This window comes from Mesorhizobium sp. M0998 (assembly GCF_040318885.1).
GTDB lineage: Bacteria > Pseudomonadota > Alphaproteobacteria > Rhizobiales > Rhizobiaceae > Mesorhizobium.
This window is the reverse complement of record NZ_JAMYND010000033.1, coordinates 23,687-43,010: the sequence shown is the minus strand read 5'-3', so window position 1 is coordinate 43,010 and position 19,324 is coordinate 23,687. Positions and strand designations below refer to the sequence as shown.

Below are 19,324 nucleotides of genomic sequence, written 5' to 3'. Positions count from 1 at the left end.
CTAGTCGAGAAAAGGCAGCACCACAAGCGCTTCCGGGTCGAGCCCGTGCTGGGCGCATATACCCTGCGCCAGGGAAAAGTAGCGTTCGGCCTCGGCCAGATTGTCGAGATCGAGATTAAGCGTTGCGAGACCATCATAACACGGAAACAGCAGTTGGGGTTCGCCCGTTTCGCGAGCTACGTCCAGTGCTTCGTGGAACAACCCAACCGCCAGGTCCGGACGGCCGTTGCACTGGTGGATTTGCCCAAGCACGATCAAAGGCACCGGCAGGTGCTCGCGCTGGTCGAGCGCCCGGTCGATCTCGATGGCCTTCTCGGCAGCGGGTACGCCCTCCGTTGGACAGCGATCCGTGAAAGTACAACAAGCGACCGCCAGATTGGCGAGGAGGCGCGCCTGGAAACCCAAATCACCAATACGGCGCGCCACTTCAAGACCGCGCCGACAGACCTCCATCGCCTTTGCGGGATCGATGGTCGTGTAAAGCACGCCGAGATTGGTGTAGCCGCGGCAGGCCGCGCCCAGCAGACCGGCGGCTTCGGCCAATTCAATGCTACGCTCAACCTGACGCACGGCCTCACGGTTTCGCCCAAGGCGAGCCAGCGCGACAGCCTTGGTATTGAGTGCCTCGGCGGTCACAAGAGTGGCATCACACCTTATCTCGGAGACATGCTCCGTTGTCAGTGTGCCTACGCAATCCAGCGCCGCGTCTGCCCATTTTGCCGCGAGAGCGTGATCTCCGCTACGGAACGCCTGTCGGCCACGTTCTTGCCACAGATGCGCCTGCTCGATCGGGGCATCCGCTCCATCGAGGAGCGCTGCCGCCTCAGCATAGCGGGGTTCTGCCTTGTCCCGCTTGCCGACATCCCAGAGTAGCCGACCGATCTTACGCAAAACTCGCGCCGAGGCGACGCGATTGGCTGACTCGCGGTATGCCTGCAACACCGTCTCATAGTGGTGGTGCGCGATCTCGCGGCGGCCTGCCGGGCCGCTCAAATCGGCAATGCGCTCTGCAATTGCCAGTTTGAGCGGTGTTTGCCCGATCGCGCCCAACGCAGTCAGTGCTCGCTCGTAGAAACGAAGGGCGTCGTCGTTGGCATATATCATGCGAGCGCGATCGCCTGCCGCCTGCAGGTAATGCGCGCCCTTCTCCCGCTCGGCGCTCTGTGCAAAATGATGACCGAGCACGGTCAAATCCTCGAGCCGTTCCGGCTCGTCGCCGCACAGTTGCTCCAAGGCAGCACCGATCCGCCCGTGGATTTCGGTCCGGCGTTGCAGGAGCAGATTCTGGTAGATCACGTCCTGCAGCAATGTTTGCGTAAAGCGGTAGCTTTGAGACGAGACCGAGCCTGATCCGGCAACTTCCTCGATGATTTCCGCATCGCAAAGCAGTTCGCAGCCGGCTTCGAGCCGGCCGGGGTCGGCTGTCACGGTTTTCAGAAGTGTGGCATCGAAGCGCGGGCCGATTACCGCGGCCTCCTGGGCCAACCGGCGCACCTCTTGGGGCAGCCGGTCGACGCGAGCAAGCAACATTGCCTGGATAGTGGCGGGGATGCCGGTTGCGACTTCGCCTGCCACAGTCCGCCATCGCTGGCCCTCTCGCACCAGTACACCGCGATCGATAAGGCCGCGAACGATTTCCTCTACAAAAAGGGGGTTGCCGCCCGCGCGCTCGAGGATCTGGTCGAGAAGCCCTCCCGCGGAGCTTACCCAGCTCTCGCCGAAAAGCGCTGCCAGCAGGCTGCGTCCGTCATCATTGTTGAGTGGCGGAAGCCTGAGCGCTGTGTGACTGACCCGACTTGAGTCGAGCTGGTCGTTGTCCGGCGCCGGACGATGCGTGACCAGCAACATCAACCGCGTGCGTTCCAACCTGTCCATCACGAAACGTAGTGCCTCGAGCGACACGGCGTCGGCCCAGTGCAGGTCTTCGACGACAATCAATAGCGGCGACAACGCAAGCCGCCGTTCGATGATTGTGCGGACTGCGTAGAGAATTTGCCGCCGCAGCTGCTCGGGCTCGACATGCTGCAAGGTGGCATCGGGGTCGCCAAGGCCAAGCACATGGTAGAGCAAAGGCATCAGCCGCTTCGCCTCCTCGCCCTGCAGGCCGAGATCGGCAAGCAAGCCTGCGAGCTTCCCCCGCATTTCGTCCCCATTGTCGTTTTGCATCATCCCGGCAGCGCTGCGCACCACTGCGCCCAAGGCGCCAAAAGATTGTTCACCCAGCGGTGAGCACGTGGCCTGCCGCACGGCGACGTTGCGAAAACGCTCGTCGTCGCCGACGCGGGCGACGAACTCACTCACCAGCCGCGATTTCCCGATGCCGGCTTCTCCGACGAGGCGGACAAGTTGGGCCGAGCCGCCGCACGCCTGGTCAAGGCTCGCCATCATTCTATTGAGCTCCGCACCACGACCTATTAGCGGCGCACTGAGGCCGAGCGCCTCGAGCCCGCGCGCTGCACGCGGCACCGCTAGCGGTGCGTCCAGTCGATGAACGAGCACGCTGCCAGCCTTGCCGCGAAACACGACATCACCCAGCGACTCATAAGAGAAGGCATGCCGGGTCAGCCTGTGAGTGAGCTCGCCTACCAGCACCTCACCCGGTGCGGCCAGCGATTGCAGGCGTTGCGCCGTATTCACTGTGTCGCCGGTCACGGAATAGGATCTGGCGGTGCCGATGCCCAATCCGCCAGTAACGACCGGACCAGTGTTTATGCCGATGTGGAGTAACAGAGGCGAGCCGGAGTGGGGGGTGCTTTCGCCGAGCCGCGCCGTCCGGGCGATCATGTCGAGAGCGGCACGAAGCGCGCGTTCCGGATCGTCCTCATGCGCGACCGGCGCACCGAACAAAGCGAGCAGCGCATCGCCGATGAATTTGTCGACGAACCCACCAAAGTTTCGCACGGCCGCCGTCAATTCCTTGAACAGTTTGTTCTGCAGCGCTTGCATGACCTCGGGGTCGAGCTGCTCGCTGAGTGTCGTAAAGCCGCAAAGGTCGGCGAACAGGACCGTTACCGTCCGGCGATCGGCGTCAGAGACGGGATGCAGCCCTTCTTCGCTTTCGATGTTCGGAAGCAGCGACGGAGTTCGAGAAGGCGACACAATGGTCCGGCTTGGTGCCGGAGCAGGCCGTTCGACGGCTTTTGCGGGCGCACCGACGCTTGCCCCGCATTTCGGACAGAACTCGAAATCAGGTGCGCAGGTGTAGCCGCAACTGGCGCATGGCACGGGCTGGCGCCTGCCACACCTCGGACAGAAGGCGTAACCGCCCTCAATCTCGAAACCGCAGCCCGAGCAGTCCATCGAACAAGACCTCACTAGTGGCCGTGACGGCGTGATCTCGCTCGCACTTCACGGCCAGGCTATTCACAAGGATGCACCGATAGCCGTCGGCGGGCAAGCGGCAGCGGGCGATCCGTGTGGGTCCGGTGGCAGACCGCTACCCATGACCTCTGATGCAACGGCTGGCTCGCAAACGCTGTCACCGACGTCTCGCGCGCGTTTCTGGCCGCCAGCTACGGTCATCTGGGCCGCTTCGCCGAGGCCCGCGCGCCATGGCAGGAGGTGCTTCGCGTCAATCGCGACTATTCGCTGGATACCGCTACAAAGTCTTGGTCTGCCACAAGAACCGGTCGATTTCGAACACGTGGTGGATGGGCTCCGCAAGGGCGGTGTGGTGCAATGACAGGTGAGGCCTGTGCGGCGGGGTCAGACGCCAGAGGCTCCCCGATGGATCGCCGTCGCTTGCGGTTGCGAATTAGGCTCAGGTCGGCTTGATCTCTGCCTGGCCGATCTTGCGCCATCTGGCGTTTTCGCGAACCAGTTTCAGGTCGTCGGTCGTCTCGGCAAATGTCCGCAATCGGTATTGCCGGAGCAGGTCCGGGAAGAGCGCTCCTTCCGGCAGGACGGCAAGCTGCTCGCGGACTGAGATCTTTTCATCGATGACCCGCATGCCCCAGGCATTTTCCCGAACCTGCAGTTCCGCGGCCAGATCGCGCTCTTCCGGCACGTTTTCGTCCAGCACGGCCAGGAGGATCGAGTGGAAAAGCGCTACATAGCCAATCTGTCTCAGGCCGCCCACGACCCGCACGCGCGGCAATATGGCAAGGACGAGGAACGTCAGGAACAAGTTCGGCAGCAGCACGCCGTCCAGCAGCGCCTGCCTGAGATACGGCCGCTCGAACGGGATGGAAAGACCTTGCGGCCTGTCGGGCTCGATCAGGTGCCCGTTCTCGAGAACGAGCTTGCGCACGCGCTCCTCGCGGATGCCCCAGAAATAGTCCGTGGCATTGGGCAGGAATCTGCCAAATGGGCTCGATGCGGCCTCTTGCCAGGCATGTTCGAGACGCTGGCGTCTTGCGGGTTCAATCAGCAGCCTGGAAAGAAGGCTGCCGTCATATTCTAGATGCCGCGCCATGGCAGCCGCGGCGACTCGATCATCGACGAAAACCGGCAGGGCCATGCCGGCACGATCCCAATTGGCGACCAGATCCTCATTCAGTTCAGTCAGCGCATCGGCGGCGGTTTCAAACACCTTGTCCCGGCTGGCAAGCAGTGTGCCCAGCCAGCGGCTGGCATCCGTTTCATCGCCCACCGCTTCGAGCGCGCGCTTGTTGATGGAGACGGGACCGGCCACGCAGGCGCTTTTGCGGCACAGTTTGTGGCGCCCCATGCCAAACAGGTTGACCTTGTCGTCGCCGACATCGAGCCATCCCGGCCCCTCCCGGCCAACTGTCTCCATGGTCATCGTCGTTCCCATGAAGCCGACGAAGGCCGACAGCCCGTTTTCGACCGCGCCGAGCCAGGCAAGCAGAAGGGCATCGAAGGTGATCCGGTCCATCAGAAGCAAGCAGTGCAGGCCGGACTGAATCACCGGTCTGTGCTCGAACTCGTCGAGGGCTTTGCCGATCTCCTCAGGCTGCATGATCCTACCGAGGCGCTGATGCAGGACTTCGCGCAGGATCGAGCGGGCAGCGATCGCCGGGCCCGATGCAGGCCTTGCCACCGGCCGCCACAGATGGCGGGCGTAATCGGAAACCGGTGCATTCCAGTTCTGCTCGATGTCGCGCACGACCTCCGGGCAGAGCAGCGACAGCACAGCCAGAATTTCCCGCGGAGGGGTAGGGGTTGGATCAAAGACGGCGGTCATTGGTCCCGTCTAGCCGCTTGCGGTGTAAACGCCAAGCGAGACCAGACTTGCTGGATGCGGCCGGCCCACATAGATCGTCAATTCGATCAAGGTGGTGTGAGACGAAATGACCGTATCCTACGCAGTTCTCCTTGAGCAATCCCCTGTTCGCTGCCTCGGCACGAATTGTCAGATTGGCCAAACAGCTAAGGCAAACAGCGGATCTTAGAACCGCAGCCGGGCCATGCTCAGGAGGTCGTGGTACTGCCCGTCGGTAAAGCCGGCCTTCACATGCCGGCCTTCGATCTCAAAGCCGTGGCTCTTATAGAGACGGAGGGCCGCTTCGTTGTCGGCATAGACGGTCAATTCGACTCGCTTCAGGGCGCGCCAGTTGTCGGCCACGTCAAGCAGCGCGCCAAGTATGGCAGAGCCGATACCTTTGCCGACAAAGGCATCGTCAAGGCCGATATTGATCTCGCCGATGTGCGAACGGCGCGGTGAACCTTGCACGACCAGGCTGCCATGGCCGACGACCTTGCCGTCCAGCTCGGCAACGATCCAGGTGGTTTCCGGGCCGGACTTGGCAATGCGCCGCGCCACCTGCTCCACCATCTCGAAAGGCATCCTGAGCGTGCCCCAGCGGAAGCCCGGCATGTTGAAGATAGCGCAAAGCGCCTCCGCATCGCTTGACCGGACGGACCGCAGCAGCGGCTGGATTTTCTCGGCGGGTGGCGAGGTCGTGCTGGTCATGGCGTTCCCGGCGAAGGCAATCGGCCCGGTACGATGCACCGGACGCCACCTGAAAATCCAGCCGTCTCTGACCTATGATACCGATTGCGGGCTAAAAATACCGGGAGGCAGCGTAGAGTTTGAACACGCCGCTGATGCCTATCCAGCCGAAAAGGGCGAGCCAGCACAATGTCCCGGTCGCCGTCCAGTCGATCCGGTGCACCGCAGCGTCGGTGATGACGACGCCGAGGATGGCAAGCAGGCCAACCAGAAACTGCGCCAACCCGATCACCAGCAGTTCCTCGCGCGGCGCGCTTCTCCAGACGAGATATATACCGCCCGCACCGGCGAGGAAGATGGCGCTGTAGACCTGAGCGTGGAAGGCATCGATCGGCCATGGCCAGATGCCACTGAATGTCAGGGGAAACAGCAACAGGCCGACGCCATAGAGCCCAAGGATCGCGGATTCCGCCGGCATGTAGCCGCGCCATGCGGGATTTAAGGTCACGCCTTTTGCGGAAGGACGGGCCCTGGCCCGCCACAGGAACAGCCCGGATAGCGCGGCCGAAGCAAGATAGACCAAAAACCACAGCCAAGGCGCTTTGCGCTCGAAGTTGAAATAGCCGAGATTGATGAACGAAGCCACCGACACGATGACGGTGAAGATGAAGGCCATGACGAGCACGAGCCTGCCGGGCGACCAGCGATTCCAGACCAGCAGTGCCGCCATCACGACCATTTCGGCGGTGTAGAAGCCACCGAGGAAGCGCGCATTGAACGGCGTGACGGCCCAAGGCCAGCCCGGTTTCACCAGCGCAGGCATGAAAAACAGGCCGGCGCCTACGATCAGGACGACGATGACCCCCGCAGAAAAAAGGCGCAGGACCGCGGGAAATGGCGGATTGTCTGATGTCGGCATGGAAGAAAATCCCAAAGATGAATGCTCCATGGACCATCATAGTGCTGCTTGCGGCCGGTTAAAATCCGCCGAATGGAAATTGAACGGTCACCAGGCTTATCCATTCGAATGGCCGTACGGTCCGTTTCGAAGTAAGATGGAACACTCGGACCAAAGATCGGTCCGGTCAAAACGCCTCGAGGTGCATTTTCCGGAGCCTGCACGATGAACGAAGCTCAGGATCTATTCTCACTTCTGCGACAATCGGCCGATGTCGATCCGCAGGCGATTGACGCGATGAAGCGAACCATCGCGGAGGGCGAGGACCGCGAACTTTGCCGCATCAATGCGCCAGCCTTCGCCAGCAAGCATGACCTCGACGAGGAGCGCGCAATAGGCGCCTTTCTCCATGCGGCGCGGGTGGGCATCTTCGACATTTCCTGGAATGTTCTGTGCCCCGGCTGCGGCGGTGTGCTCGACACCAACGCCACGCTGAAAACCCTGCAAAAGGACGAATACACCTGCGCGCTGTGCTCCGAGGGCTATTCACCGACTCTCGACGAGATGGTCGAGGTGACATTCACCGTCAGTCCCCGCGTGCGCAGGATTGCCGCACACAATCCACACGAACTGCCGGTGGCGGAATATTTCCGCCAGATCTACTGGGCGTCCGGCGTCGATCTGCCGGAAGAGGATTTCGTGAAAAAGCTGGAAGCGTTCTCGCTGGAGGATATCGAGCTTGCGCCCGGTGAAAAGGCGGTTCTGACCATACAGCTTCCGTCTGAATTCATCATCGTCTTCGAGCCGGTCACCCATTCAGCGCAGTTCATCGACGGGAAGGGCGAACCAACAAAGGAGCGCCGGAGCCTCTCTTTGGCCTTCGACCGCGACCATGTCCAGAACCAGACGCTGGAGATGCAACCCGGCCCGTTGCGCATTTCGCTGGAAAACCGGACCGACACCCGCGTGCTGCCGACAGTCTTCATCGCCGGCCAGACATTGCATGATTTCCTGGGCAAACGCCGGCCCTTCCTGACCGCCAAGCGCCTGCTCACCAACCAGACGTTCCGCGATCTCTATCGCACGGATACACTCGACATCAACCAGCGCCTGAAGATCACCAGCCTGACGTTCCTGTTCACCGACCTGCGCGGATCGACCGAGCTTTACGAGCGGGTGGGCGACCTTTCAGCCTTCGATCTCGTGCGCGAGCATTTCCAGGTTCTGCACGAGATCGTCACGGCGGAGGCAGGCGCGGTGGTGAAGACGATCGGTGATGCGGTGATGGCGACCTTCGCGACGCCTGATCGTGCGATTGCTGCAGCCCTCAGGATGCGCGATGCCATGCGTACGCTCAACGACAAGAGCGGCCGCGAGGATCTGCTGCTCAAGATCGGAGTCCATGCCGGCCCCTGCATCGCCGTGTCGATGAATGAGCGACAGGACTATTTCGGCCAGACGGTCAACATTGCTTCGCGGGTGCAGAACCTTGCCAACGCACAGGCGATCTTCGCCACTCGAGCGGTGGTCGACGACAATCTCACCGCCGATCTCTTACATAGGAACGCGCTGACGCCCGTGCCCCACGAGGTCTCGCTGCGAGGCATTGACCGGGAGATAGCAGTATACACGATCCCCTGAAGGCTTGGCCCCTGAAGAGTTGGCTCGTCCCGGCCCCTCACACGCGCCTACAGATAAAATAACGATCGGCGGCAATCGAAGGTGGCGGCGAGAGGCGTTGCAACTGCGGGTGATCGAGCGGCGTGCCGCTGACCGCGATGCCGCCGACGCGAAGCAGGCGCGCGGTCAGATCGGGAAGCCAGGTAGAGGTCACTGCATCGCGATCTTCATAGCCGGTGCCGATGTCGGCATGAACAAGAGCGGCGTCGATGCCAATGAACCTGCTCGCCGTCTCGCGTATTTCGCCGAGCACGAGGTTTTCAGCTTCGGGAATTGAGCTGGCGTGTGCGGCAAGTGCGCGATCGAACGCTACGATCCGGCGTCCGGGCAGGCGCTCGCGCAGATGGTGGAACGTCCGGCCATTGCCGAGGCCGAGCTCGAGCACGGGGCCCTCCATCTTCGCAACCTCGGCGCAGACATGATCGAGTATGTCGCGCTGTGCGGTCATCCTCCGGATGAAACTGTCAAGGCGACTCATGTGCGATTGTATGTCCAGAACCAGTTCACGAAATCAACTGCCCCCGACCAGAGCGTTTCGCGGCTGAAACCCAGGCCGACGAGCTAAACCCCGATCGAGTCTTGCCGCGTGTAGAGGCGAACGATGAACACTGCAACAAGCGAACAGGCTGCCGACAAGGATCATACCGGGTGGAATCGGCGGCGCAGCGCGCGGCGGAACAGCGATGTCATTTGTAGGGGTCCGCGGCGTCCCGCAACCCGTCGCCCAGGAAGTTGAACGCCAAGATGACGAGAACGACGGGGAGCATCGGCAAAAGCAGCCATGGATAGAACGCGATCACGCTGACGCTGCGCGCCTCGGTGAGCAGGATGCCCCAGCTGGTTATCGGTGCCCTCAGGCCGAGCCCGAGGAAGCTCAGCGCCGTCTCGCCCAGGATCATGCCGGGTATGGAGATCGTCGCCGTCGCGATCAGATGCGACATGAAGCCGGGAATGAGATGCCGCCCGATAATGCGGCTGCTTCTGGCGCCCATCAATTGCGCGGCCAGAACGTAATCCTCCTCGCGCAAAGCTAGAAGCTTTGAACGCACGGCCCGCGCCAGTCCGGTCCAGTCGAGCAGCCCGAGGATGACGGTGATGCCGAAATAGATCAGGATCGGACTCCAGGTTATCGGCATGATCGCCGCCAGAGCCAGCCATAGCGGAATGCTGGGGATCGATTGCAGAACTTCGATTATCCGTTGGACGATCAGGTCGAAGATACCGCCGTGATAGCCGGCCAGTCCGCCGATGACAATGCCGAGCAGGAAGCTGAAACTGATGCCGACGAGGCCGATTGTCAGTGAAATGCGGGCGCCATAGATGATGCGCGAGAGCACATCGCGCCCCAGCCTGTCAGTGCCGGCCAGAAAGAGCTGGCCGTTTTCGGCGGGGCAGACAAAATGCCTGTCACCTTCGATCAGGCCCCAGAACCGGTACTTATCGCCCTTGCAGAAGAAACGGATCCGCTGAACATCATCCTGGTTCTCGATGTAGTTCCGCTTGAGCGTGTCCATATCCAGCGTCATCTGGCGGCCATAGACGAACGGCCCGACGAACTCGCCGTTGTGGAACAGGTGCACCCGCTGCGGCGGCGAATAGATGTAGTCCATGTTGCGCGTGTGCAGATCGTAGGGCGCCAGGAACTCGCAGATCAGTATCCCGAAATAAAGCGCTGCCAGGAATATGCCGGATACAAGGGCAAGCCGGTGCCGACGGAATTTCCACCACATCAGCCGCAACTGCGACGCCTGAAAGACCTTCTCCTGCTCCGGCGTCATCGCCTCGACCGACTGCAGGTCAAAGGGCTCGATGGAAACGTAGTGTTGCAGTGGGGCACCCGGAGCGGGCAGCGGCGATTGCGTGTTCATTTGGTGCTGCCGCCTTGCAAACGAATTCGCGGATCAAGTAGCGCCAGCGCCAGGTCGGAAATCAGGACGCCGATGACCGTCAGGAAGGCGAGGAACATCAGGAACGACCCTGCGAGATACATGTCCTGGCTTTGCAGCGCCTTGATCAGCATCGGCCCGGTCGTTTCCAAAGACAGCACGATCGCCGTGATTTCGGCACCGGAGATGATGGCCGGCAGGATAGAGCCGATATCCGAAATGAAGAAATTGAGCGCCATGCGCAGCGGATATTTGACCAGCGCCCTGAAGGGATGAAGGCCTTTGGCGTGCGCGGTCACGACATATTGCTTATGTAGCTCATCGAGCAGATTGGCGCGCAGCCGCCGGATCATGCTTGCCGTGCCCCCGGTGCCGATGATCAAGACCGGAATCCAGAGATGGGCGAGGATCGATTTCGCCTTGGCCCAGCTCATCGGCTCGCCGAGATATTGCTGGTCCATGAGATGGCCGATAGACGTTCCGAACCAGATGTTGGCGAAATACATCAGGATCAGCGCCAGCATGAAGTTCGGAATCGCAAGGCCGAGAAGGCCGAAGAAAGTCAGGCCGTAGTCGCCCCAGCTGTATTGATGCGTGGCGGAGTACATGCCGATCGGAAAGGCGATGAGCCAGGTAAAGATGATCGTGACGAAGGAAACCAGCACCGTCAGCCACATTCGGTCCCCGACGACGTCGCGAACCGGCAGCTCATATTCGAAGGAATAGCCGAAATCGCCGTGCAGCATCCCGCCGACCCAGTAGAAGTAGCGAATGACCGGTGGCTTGTCGAAACCATATTCCTTGCGCATCATCTCGATGCGATCGGAATCCACCGCTTCGCCCTGAGCCCGAAGCTCGGCAACATAGCTGTCGAAATAGTCGCCTGGGGGAAGTTCGATGATCGTGAACACCAGTGCCGATATGACCAGCAGCGTTGGAACCATCACGGCGATACGCCAGACAAAATATCGAAGCACGCTCAGGACTCTCCAAGCCAGAATGTATCCGGCATATAGACACCGAAATAGGCGGTCGGGTCGTAGCCGTAGAGCGCCTTGTCAGGCAGATTGCGCAGCCGCGAGGATGCCAGAATCGGCTGATGCGTTCCGTTTACCGTGCCGATCGAAAACACCTGATCGGTATAGATCGACAGCATTGAATTCCAGATCTCGGCGCGCTCCGTGGCTTCGGTCGATGCGTTCCAGCGCTTGAGTAAAGCCATCAACTCGACCACGGGCGGAAGATCGGGCGCTTCGCCGACCTTGCCACGGGACAAGTAGTGAGCACCCCAGAGCGGCCATTGCAGCTGGTCATCGACGGTGGGGGCGAGTTGGTAGGGGTTCATGTCGGCGGTCGGCACGCCATTGTCGATGCCCGACCACATCGACATCATGATCTGGCCACCAAGCGCGCGGCTGCGGAAGATGTCGCGCTGCGAAGTCCGGATGAACAGGGCGATGCCGATCTTGCGCCAGTGATCGGTGATGAGCTCGAGCGCGTCCGTTTCCAGCGTGCTTTCGCCGGCCGTTTCCACTACGAGCTGCGCCGGGCGTCCGTCGGGGAGTATCCGCAGGCCGTCATCGTCACGCGCCTGAAGCCCGACCTCGTCGAGCAGGGCATTGGCCTGGTCGGGATCATGGGCGACCCAGGCTTTCGCGAATTCCGGCCGGTAGAGCGGGCTCTCCGGCAGGACCGTATCGGCACTTTCCTGCGCCAATCCGTAGAACACAGCCAAATTGATCTCGCGCCTGTCCACAGCGAGCGAAAGTGCGCGGCGCACGCGCACGTCACGAAAAAGGCCACGCCACACCTGGTCGGCACAATTCAGATTGGGCAGCAGCGCCAGCCGCGAACCTTGTGTGCGTTTCCAGAGATGCATCTTCACCGGGTAGCGCTTCTCCGCATCCTTCAGGAAGGAGTAATCGGTGAAGTCAATTCCCATGCCTTGCAGGTCGCTCTCGCCCGCACCGGTCTTGGCGGAAATGATCGCCGACGAGCTGACATTCATGACAATCCGGTCGACATAAGGCAGTTGCCGGCCATTCTCGTCTATTCGATGAAAGAACGGGTTCCGCTCGAAGACGAACTGCTCAGCCGGCGGCTTGGTCCGGTTCTGCCAGGGATCGAGCGTCGGCAGTTCCGGGTTCTCCGGGCGATACTGCCGCGACATGCGGATATGCAAGAGCGTCCATTTCTGGGCCCGGTTCTCCTTCATTAGGCCGGCGAGCCGGAATGGATCTTGGTATTTCTTGTGGAACTGCTTGAGATAGGCGGCCGGCAGAACAAGCGATAGGGGCGAAGCAGCGGCGAGCTTGGGCAGGAAGTCGGGATTGGGCGCATCCCAACTATAGCGGACTGTCAACGGATCGACGATCTCGAAGCGTGGCGGCTTGCCGTCCGCCAGCAGGGCCGGGGCGAGCCCGCCTTGCGAAAGCTCATCGTTCAGCCAGACATCTTCCCAGCAATAGCGAAAATCCTCCGACGTCAGCAGGCTACCGTCAGACCATTTATGTCCTTCTCGTATCTTGAAAGTGAAGACACGATCATCCGCTACATCGAAGCTTTCGAGAATGTCGGCTTGCAGGTTAAGCTTTTCGTCATAGCCGACCAGGCGAGCGTACCCGTAGATCGTCATCATCCGGATATCTTTCTGGCTGCCGATGATCGTGCGCAGCGTGCCGCCATATTGGCCGGGCTGCCGGCCCATCGCAGCGAGATTCAACGCGCGCGGGCGCTTTGGCAGGCGTTCGGCGAGTGCCGGCAGCGCTCTGGCCTTCAGCTGCGGCTCAAGAAATTCCGGCTCCAGATCGCCGGCGCGCAACGTGCCCGGCAGAAATGCCGAAGCCATGAGTCCAAGGACGGTGCGCCGGCTGATCAATGGCGTAGCTCGCTGAAATCGGCCGAACGTCGGGCCAGCACGAGGTGGCCGCCGCCAAGATCGAGCGGCGACAGCATATCCTCGTCGCTCTCGTCGCGGAATTGCGGTCCCCATGCGCTGGTGTCGGAAGCGCCGCTGAGTTTCAGCGTCTTGAAATCCATCGGCCTGTCGAGATCGGGGAAAGGTACTGCGGCGACCAATGAGCGCGTGTAGGGGTGGACCGGTTTCCTAAGCAGAATTTCGCGCGGCGCGAGCTCGACGATACGCCCGCCGCACATCACCGCGATACGGTCTGCCATGTAGTCCACCACCGCGAGGTTGTGGGATATGAACAGGTAGGTCAGGCCCAGTTCTTTCTGCAGGTCCTTCAGAAGGTTCAGGATCTGCGCCTGGACAGAGACATCGAGTGCCGAAACCGGCTCGTCGCAGATCAGGAGTTCAGGCCCCAGCGCCAACGCGCGCGCGATGCCGATACGCTGACGCTGCCCGCCGGAGAAACTATGCGGATAACGCTTTATGAAGCGCGGGTCGAGCCCGATTGCCTGCATCAGGCTCTTGACCGTGGCGAGTCGGGACGCGGCATTGCCACGTCGATGGATTTCCAGCGGCTCGCTCAAAATGTTCTCCACCGTCATGCGGGGTGAAAGCGACGAAACCGGATCCTGGAATACCATCTGGATTTTCGCGCGCAGCATGCGCAGGGCGTCTCCCTCGGCTTCCAAGACGTCGATCGGACCATCGCGGCCATTGAAGATCACAGAGCCGCCGGTAGGGGTGACAGCCCGCATGAGGATCTTGCTGACGGTGGTTTTGCCGGAGCCGCTTTCGCCGACAAGACCCAGGCACTCACCCCGCCTGATATCAAAGCTCACGCCGTCCACGGCGCGAACAGAGGTTTGATGATCTCCGCCGAACCATCCGGACTTGCGGATCGTGAAGGTCTTTGTCAGATCGCTGACCGATAGCAGGAGGTCGTTCGGCCCCTTCGATGCCGGCGCCGTCTGCTTGCCGAGCAGGTTCCCGACATTCACCGGCACCTCGCGGAGCGCCTTTAGCCTTTCGCCGGGCTTCAGGTCGAAATGCGGAACGGCTGCCATCAGGCCCTTCAGGTAAGGGTGGCCCGGCCGGCGGAATATCGCCTCCACGGGTCCCGCTTCCATGATCTCGCCATGGTACATGACCACCACCTCGTCGGCGACATTGGCGACTACGCCAAGGTCGTGCGTGATCAGCAGCATCGCCATGTTCAGCTTCGTCTGAAGCTCGCGCAGCAATTGCAGGATTTGCGCCTGGATGGTCACGTCCAACGCCGTCGTCGGCTCGTCGGCGATCAACAGGGCGGGCCGGCAGATAAGCGCCATGGCGATCATGGCGCGTTGACGCAATCCTCCCGAAAGTTCAAAGGGATACATGTCATAGGCGCGCTTGGGGTTGGGAAAGCCGACAAGGCCGAGCATTTCCTCGGTCCGCGCCTTGCGCTCCACCCGGGCCATGGGCGTATGAATCTGCAGGGATTCGCTGACCTGATTGCCGATCGTATGCAGCGGCGACAGCGATGTCATCGGCTCCTGAAATATCTTGCCGATGCGGCTGCCTCTCAACGCCCGGATTTCGGTTCCGTCACGCGGCATCTGCAGGATATCCTGCGTCGTACCGGGCTTTTTTGGATCGGAAAACAGGATACGGCCGCGAACATGGGCTGTGTTCGGCAAAATGCCCATCACTGCCTGGCTGAGAACCGATTTTCCGGAACCGGACTCGCCCACAAGCGCGGTAACCTTGCCGGGCAGGACGCGAAGATTTGCACGCCTGACAGCATGCAACGGTCCCCCTATAATGGCAAAAGAGATGCCAACATCCTCGATCCGCAGCAGATCAACGCCCAAATTCATTCTCACACCAGCCCCCACTCTGGCACGTCCAGAAGGCGAGACTAACGCATTGCCAGCCTAGAGCAACTTGGATTCGAACAGTCGCCAGTTCCCTGGCGGAACCGGCGACCGGACTGCATACCAAACGCGTTCGGATCAGAGCGTGGCGGTTACTGGAGCTTCCTCGGGTCGCCCGCGGACGGCCGCGCGGCATTGCGATGAAGCAGCATGACCTGCTCGGCGTCCGATATGCGGTCGTAAATCGGCTCCAGCGCACCATCTTCGTCGAGCGACAGAGCACCCGACAAATCGGGTGAAAGCACCGTTAGCTTCTGCCTGATGCCCGCCAGTTCCTCCATGCCGAGCGCCAGCCAGTTGTTGGCGCCGCAATAGCTGGCGAAGTCTTTGCTGGCGAGAACGCTGTGCGGATATTTCTTGGTCAGGGTCTGGAGGCGCTGGACCTCGTTTACAGCCGAGCCGAAGACAGAGAATGTGAGCCGGTCGGTAAGCCCGACATTGCCGAACATCACATTGCCGACATGCAGCCCGATACCATAGTTTATGTCGCTCAATCCCTGCTGCTTTCTGCGCAGATTAAGATCCATCATGCGCGCGGTGGCCTTGTGCGCTGCTGCAAGAGCAGCCTGGCAGGCGATCTCGGACTGTGAACGGTGCCTTGCGCAAGGGTAGACGGCAATGAAGCCATCACCTATGAAACTCATGATCTGCCCACCCTTGCGATTGAAAGGTGCAGCAGCGGCGTCGAAAAACTGGTTCAGCGTATCGATATAGACTTCGCGGCCGGAGGTTTCGGCAAGTCTTGACGACCCGCGCATGTCGCCCATGACCAGTGCCGCCCGGATTGTATCACCCTCGCCGCGCTTGATCTGGCCTTCGAGCACGCGCCTGCCGGCGTCGCCGCCGAGATAAGTGGTCATCATGTTGTCGGCAAGCTTGGTGAGCACCGCCATCTTGGTTGCGATAGCGAGATGGTTCTGGATACGCAGCAGCGCCGAAATCATGCTGTCGCTGAAGCCTGCAGCACTGTCGGTGGACCAAGACCCGATCATGCCCTGACTGGTGTTGCCGCTGAAGGGATGGACAAAAGCCATGTAATCGGTGACGCCCATCAGCTTGAGGTCATCGAAAACAGGAAATTCCGACGGCACCGACGGGTCGAGCCGGCGCCGCAGATGGTCCAGCTTATGGCTGAGCAGATGGTAGTATGGGCTGGTCAGGAATCTGTCGGAATGAACGCCGTTCTCCTTGCGGAAGCCTTCCACTTCCAGGCCCTGGCCGCGGAGCCAGGTGAAGCCGAGCGCGTCATAAAGCGGATGAAGCATCGAAAAGCTCAAATGCACCCGCTTCAACGGCAGGCCGGCAGCAGCCAGCCGTTCACAAAAGCCCCTTACCAATGTTTCCAGGTCGTTGCCCGCCAACGCCGATTGGGTCAGCCAATCGGCAACCTTATCCATGAGAATGGCAGAAATTTCTGCTTGCGCTGTGCTCATGCTATCTCGAAATCTCCTTGATCCGCCACAAATTCGCCGGCTCGGACGCCGTCAGGCCTTCACCACCGTCTCTCGGGCTAGCCCGAGGCGGCCAAAAACATTGCGTGTGTCGACGATCAGTAGAGCGTGATCCGCGATCGCCTGATAGTCGATCGCGTCGTGGTCGGTTGCAACGACGACAGCGTCGAAATCCTTCAAGGCCACCTCGGTCAATTCGACCGAGCGACGCCCCTTGATCGCCATATGCTCCCGTGTGGCCGGGATTTCGGTAACATGCGGATCGTGGAATTCCGCCTTGCCGCCCCATTCCTCGATGAGTTCAATGAGCCGCAATGAGGGGCTTTCGCGGATGTCGGGCACATTCTTCTTATAGGCGAGCCCGATGATGAGAATGCTCGAGCGGCTGAGCGCCTTGCCGCAGCGCCGGTCCAGCGCCTTCGCCAGTTCATCGACCACATGACGCGGCATGGCCGTGTTGATCTCTGCCGCCAGCTCGATGAAGCGGGTCGGCAGTTCGTATTCGCGAGCCTTCCACGTCAGGTAGAAGGGATCGATCGGAACGCAGTGCCCGCCAAGTCCAGGGCCGGGATAGAAAGGCATGTAGCCGAAGGGCTTGGTCTTTGCCGCCTCGATCACCTCCCAGATGTCGATTCCCATCGCACCGAGCACGATCTTCAACTCGTTGACGAGGGCGACGTTGACCGAGCGGAAGATGTTTTCCGTCAGCTTGACCGCCTCGGCGGTCGCCGTGGTGGAAACCGGAACGACGGTCTTGACCACGCCATGGTAGAAAGCCTGCACGAGCGTCGCCGCTTCAATGCCGTCACCTGCCACGACCTTGGGGATCGTCGCGACTTCAAAGCTGCGGTTGCCGGGATCCTCGCGTTCGGGCGAGAAGCCGAGGAAGAAATCTATCCTCGACTGCAAGCCGGTTTTTTCCAGGATGGGCTTGATCACGTCGTCGGTGGTGCCGGGATAGGTGGTCGATTCCAGCACGATCAGCTGGCCGAGACGCAGATGCTTCGCGATGGTGCCTGCGGTGTTCCTGACAAAGGAGAGATCCGGCTCGCGGTGTTTCGTCAGCGGTGTCGGAACGCAGATGATGATGACATCGCAGACGGCCAGTTCGGCAAAATCCGCAGTGGCGCGGAACTGTCCGCTTGCCACCTGGCCGGCAAGAGCTGTCGACGTCACCGCCTCGATGTAGGATTGGCCGTTGTTCAGGCTCTCGACCTTCTGGCCTTCGATGTCGAAGCCGGAAACCGGGAAGCCGGCGCGTGCGATCGCAACCGCCAGCGGCAACCCGACATAGCCCAGTCCGATCACGCCGACTTGCGCGGCACGCGTCGAAATCCGGTTCAGAAGACGGTCATATGTCGATCGTGAGGCGTCCAAAAATCTGCTTCCCGTCAATTCGGACAGGCCGTCCGCTTCCATGGTGAGGCTCACCGCTCACAAGAGCCCCGAGGCATATTGCGGAAAATCGATGTCCGCAAGCGTCAGACCGGCACCTTCGCCTTAAGGCTTGCGGCAGCCATCGCATAGCCGCCGGCGGCGCCATCGATGAAATGAACGTGATCGCGCTGCAGCGGCGATGCGACGAGGCATGTCATCAAGGCCGATTTCTGGCGGTGCAGGCCATAGTTGCAGATGCCCGCCTCTTCCGCCTGTTTCAGCCGGTCCTCGATCCGTTGCAACACATCCGCGTCAACGTCGATGGTCATCTTCAAGCCATCGTCGAACTTCCGGAAATCCGAATTGCTGGCCACTTCGCGTTTGTAGATCTTCGGATCGAATCTGCCGATCGTCCAGCCATATCTATCCGTAACAGCCGTAAGAGTCATTAGGAACACTATCCACAGCTTCGACAGCCACCGCCGTCCTGCCGGCGCCGTGGCTCGCGCTTCGATATCGAGGCCGGCGGGCAGCATACTGTAGTCCGGCCCGTTCACCGGCACCGGGTGGCCATCGCGTTCCTGCCTGCCGGCAAGGGCGATGATGTCGGAAACCAGAAACTGAAAACCGCGCAAGTCGCGCGACGCCCCCGGTATGGCTATGATCGAGACGATTTCGCCATGGCGAGCTTCGATCGGGTTCCAGCGGCACGAGAGGCCGGTCAGGTCCGGCCGCGCGCCGGCCGGCGCAGGATCGATGCGGTAGCGCCCCGCTTTCATCTCGGCTTCCGCCCAACTGCCACCACCTCCGGCGAACATGGCATAGAAGACCGCATCGGAGGCCTGGAACCTCGCCACGCGAACGTCGAGGCCTTGCGCTCTTATATCCTTTATCGGCACGATTGCGGCACGCAAGGTCAGGTCCAGTTCGTCCGCCACCCATCTCTGGACAGCCGCCAGCGCGTTGCGGGTGATCTCCAGCGCCGAGCCGGGAAACGCCACGAGCGCACCGTCGCCGCCGAAGACAAAGGGAAGATCTTGCCTACCCAGCGCATTGAGCAGCGCCGAAATGACGCTGGCACCGGCCATATTGACGGTTTTATAGCGCCCCGCCTCGATCGCCTTGGTCGAGCCGACGATGTCTGCGGTGGCCAGCGCCCAGCCATCGGGGAGAGGCCGATAGTTATCGATATCGGCAACGCTTTCGAACTTTGCGAAGACCGGCAGAGAAGCGACAAACGGATCGGACGCGGCAGCTGTTTCCATGAGCATCAAATAGCACATTCCAGTGCTTGAGGGTGAAGTCGATCATGCTTCGAAATTGACTTGCGCAGGCTTTCCGATGATAGGGT

At 61.0% G+C, this 19,324-nt stretch carries 13 protein-coding genes and 1 pseudogene; 2 read left to right on the top strand and 12 right to left on the bottom strand.

Going from position 1 to position 19,324, the window contains the following annotated elements; all coding sequences use genetic code 11:
• Entirely contained in the window at positions 1-3,300 is a 3,300-nt protein-coding gene (locus NKH59_RS25595; protein ID WP_352820744.1) for an adenylate/guanylate cyclase domain-containing protein, read from the bottom strand.
• A gap of 171 nt (positions 3,301-3,471) precedes the next feature.
• On the opposite strand from NKH59_RS25595, the pseudogene NKH59_RS25590 reads away from it, so the two are divergent.
• Positions 3,472-3,682, top strand: a pseudogene (locus NKH59_RS25590) (adenylate/guanylate cyclase domain-containing protein); the annotation flags it as partial.
• A 78-nt stretch (positions 3,683-3,760) separates the two neighbouring features.
• On the opposite strand, the gene NKH59_RS25585 reads toward NKH59_RS25590, so the two are convergent.
• The 3 genes from NKH59_RS25585 to NKH59_RS25575 form a co-directional block, all read right to left on the bottom strand.
• Entirely contained in the window at positions 3,761-5,146 is a 1,386-nt protein-coding gene (locus NKH59_RS25585; protein ID WP_352500817.1) for a hypothetical protein, read from the bottom strand.
• A gap of 204 nt (positions 5,147-5,350) precedes the next feature.
• On the bottom strand, positions 5,351-5,875 hold the full coding sequence (locus tag NKH59_RS25580) for a GNAT family N-acetyltransferase (protein ID WP_352470882.1): 525 nt from the start codon (positions 5,873-5,875) through the stop codon (positions 5,351-5,353).
• A 91-nt stretch (positions 5,876-5,966) separates the two neighbouring features.
• A complete protein-coding gene (locus tag NKH59_RS25575; RefSeq protein WP_352834874.1) occupies positions 5,967-6,773 on the bottom strand; it encodes a hypothetical protein in 807 nt (268 codons plus the stop codon).
• A 204-nt stretch (positions 6,774-6,977) separates the two neighbouring features.
• On the opposite strand from NKH59_RS25575, the gene NKH59_RS25570 reads away from it, so the two are divergent.
• Positions 6,978-8,393: an adenylate/guanylate cyclase domain-containing protein gene (locus NKH59_RS25570; protein ID WP_352614639.1), complete on the top strand. Its 1,416-nt coding sequence runs from the start codon at positions 6,978-6,980 to the stop codon at positions 8,391-8,393.
• Positions 8,394-8,430: 37 nt separating this feature from the next.
• Here NKH59_RS25570 and NKH59_RS25565 read toward each other — a convergent pair whose 3' ends face one another.
• The 8 genes from NKH59_RS25565 to NKH59_RS25530 form a co-directional block, all read right to left on the bottom strand.
• Entirely contained in the window at positions 8,431-8,910 is a 480-nt protein-coding gene (locus NKH59_RS25565) for a class I SAM-dependent methyltransferase (RefSeq protein ID WP_352541938.1), read from the bottom strand.
• A 208-nt stretch (positions 8,911-9,118) separates the two neighbouring features.
• Positions 9,119-10,300, bottom strand: a complete 1,182-nt coding sequence (locus tag NKH59_RS25560) for an ABC transporter permease (RefSeq protein WP_352470886.1) — start codon at positions 10,298-10,300, stop codon at positions 9,119-9,121.
• Entirely contained in the window at positions 10,297-11,295 is a 999-nt protein-coding gene (locus tag NKH59_RS25555; RefSeq protein ID WP_023675966.1) for an ABC transporter permease, read from the bottom strand. Before NKH59_RS25555 ends, NKH59_RS25560 begins: the two co-directional genes overlap by 4 nt.
• 2 nt (positions 11,296-11,297) lie before the next feature.
• The gene (locus tag NKH59_RS25550; RefSeq protein WP_023675965.1) at positions 11,298-13,196 is read right to left on the bottom strand and encodes an ABC transporter substrate-binding protein; all 1,899 of its coding nucleotides are present in this window, start codon (positions 13,194-13,196) and stop codon (positions 11,298-11,300) included.
• A complete protein-coding gene (locus NKH59_RS25545) occupies positions 13,193-15,088 on the bottom strand; it encodes an ABC transporter ATP-binding protein (RefSeq protein WP_353023453.1) in 1,896 nt (631 codons plus the stop codon). The genes NKH59_RS25550 and NKH59_RS25545 overlap by 4 nt, the downstream gene beginning before the upstream one ends.
• Before the next feature lie 149 nt (positions 15,089-15,237).
• Entirely contained in the window at positions 15,238-16,578 is a 1,341-nt protein-coding gene (locus NKH59_RS25540; RefSeq protein WP_352470889.1) for an adenylate/guanylate cyclase domain-containing protein, read from the bottom strand.
• Positions 16,579-16,629: 51 nt separating this feature from the next.
• Positions 16,630-17,973, bottom strand: a complete 1,344-nt coding sequence (locus NKH59_RS25535) for a nucleotide sugar dehydrogenase (protein WP_352470890.1) — start codon at positions 17,971-17,973, stop codon at positions 16,630-16,632.
• A 104-nt stretch (positions 17,974-18,077) separates the two neighbouring features.
• Complete coding sequence (locus NKH59_RS25530) at positions 18,078-19,256, bottom strand: DUF3095 domain-containing protein (RefSeq protein WP_352470891.1); 1,179 nt, start codon at positions 19,254-19,256, stop codon at positions 18,078-18,080.
• Positions 19,257-19,324: the final 68 nt, after the last annotated feature.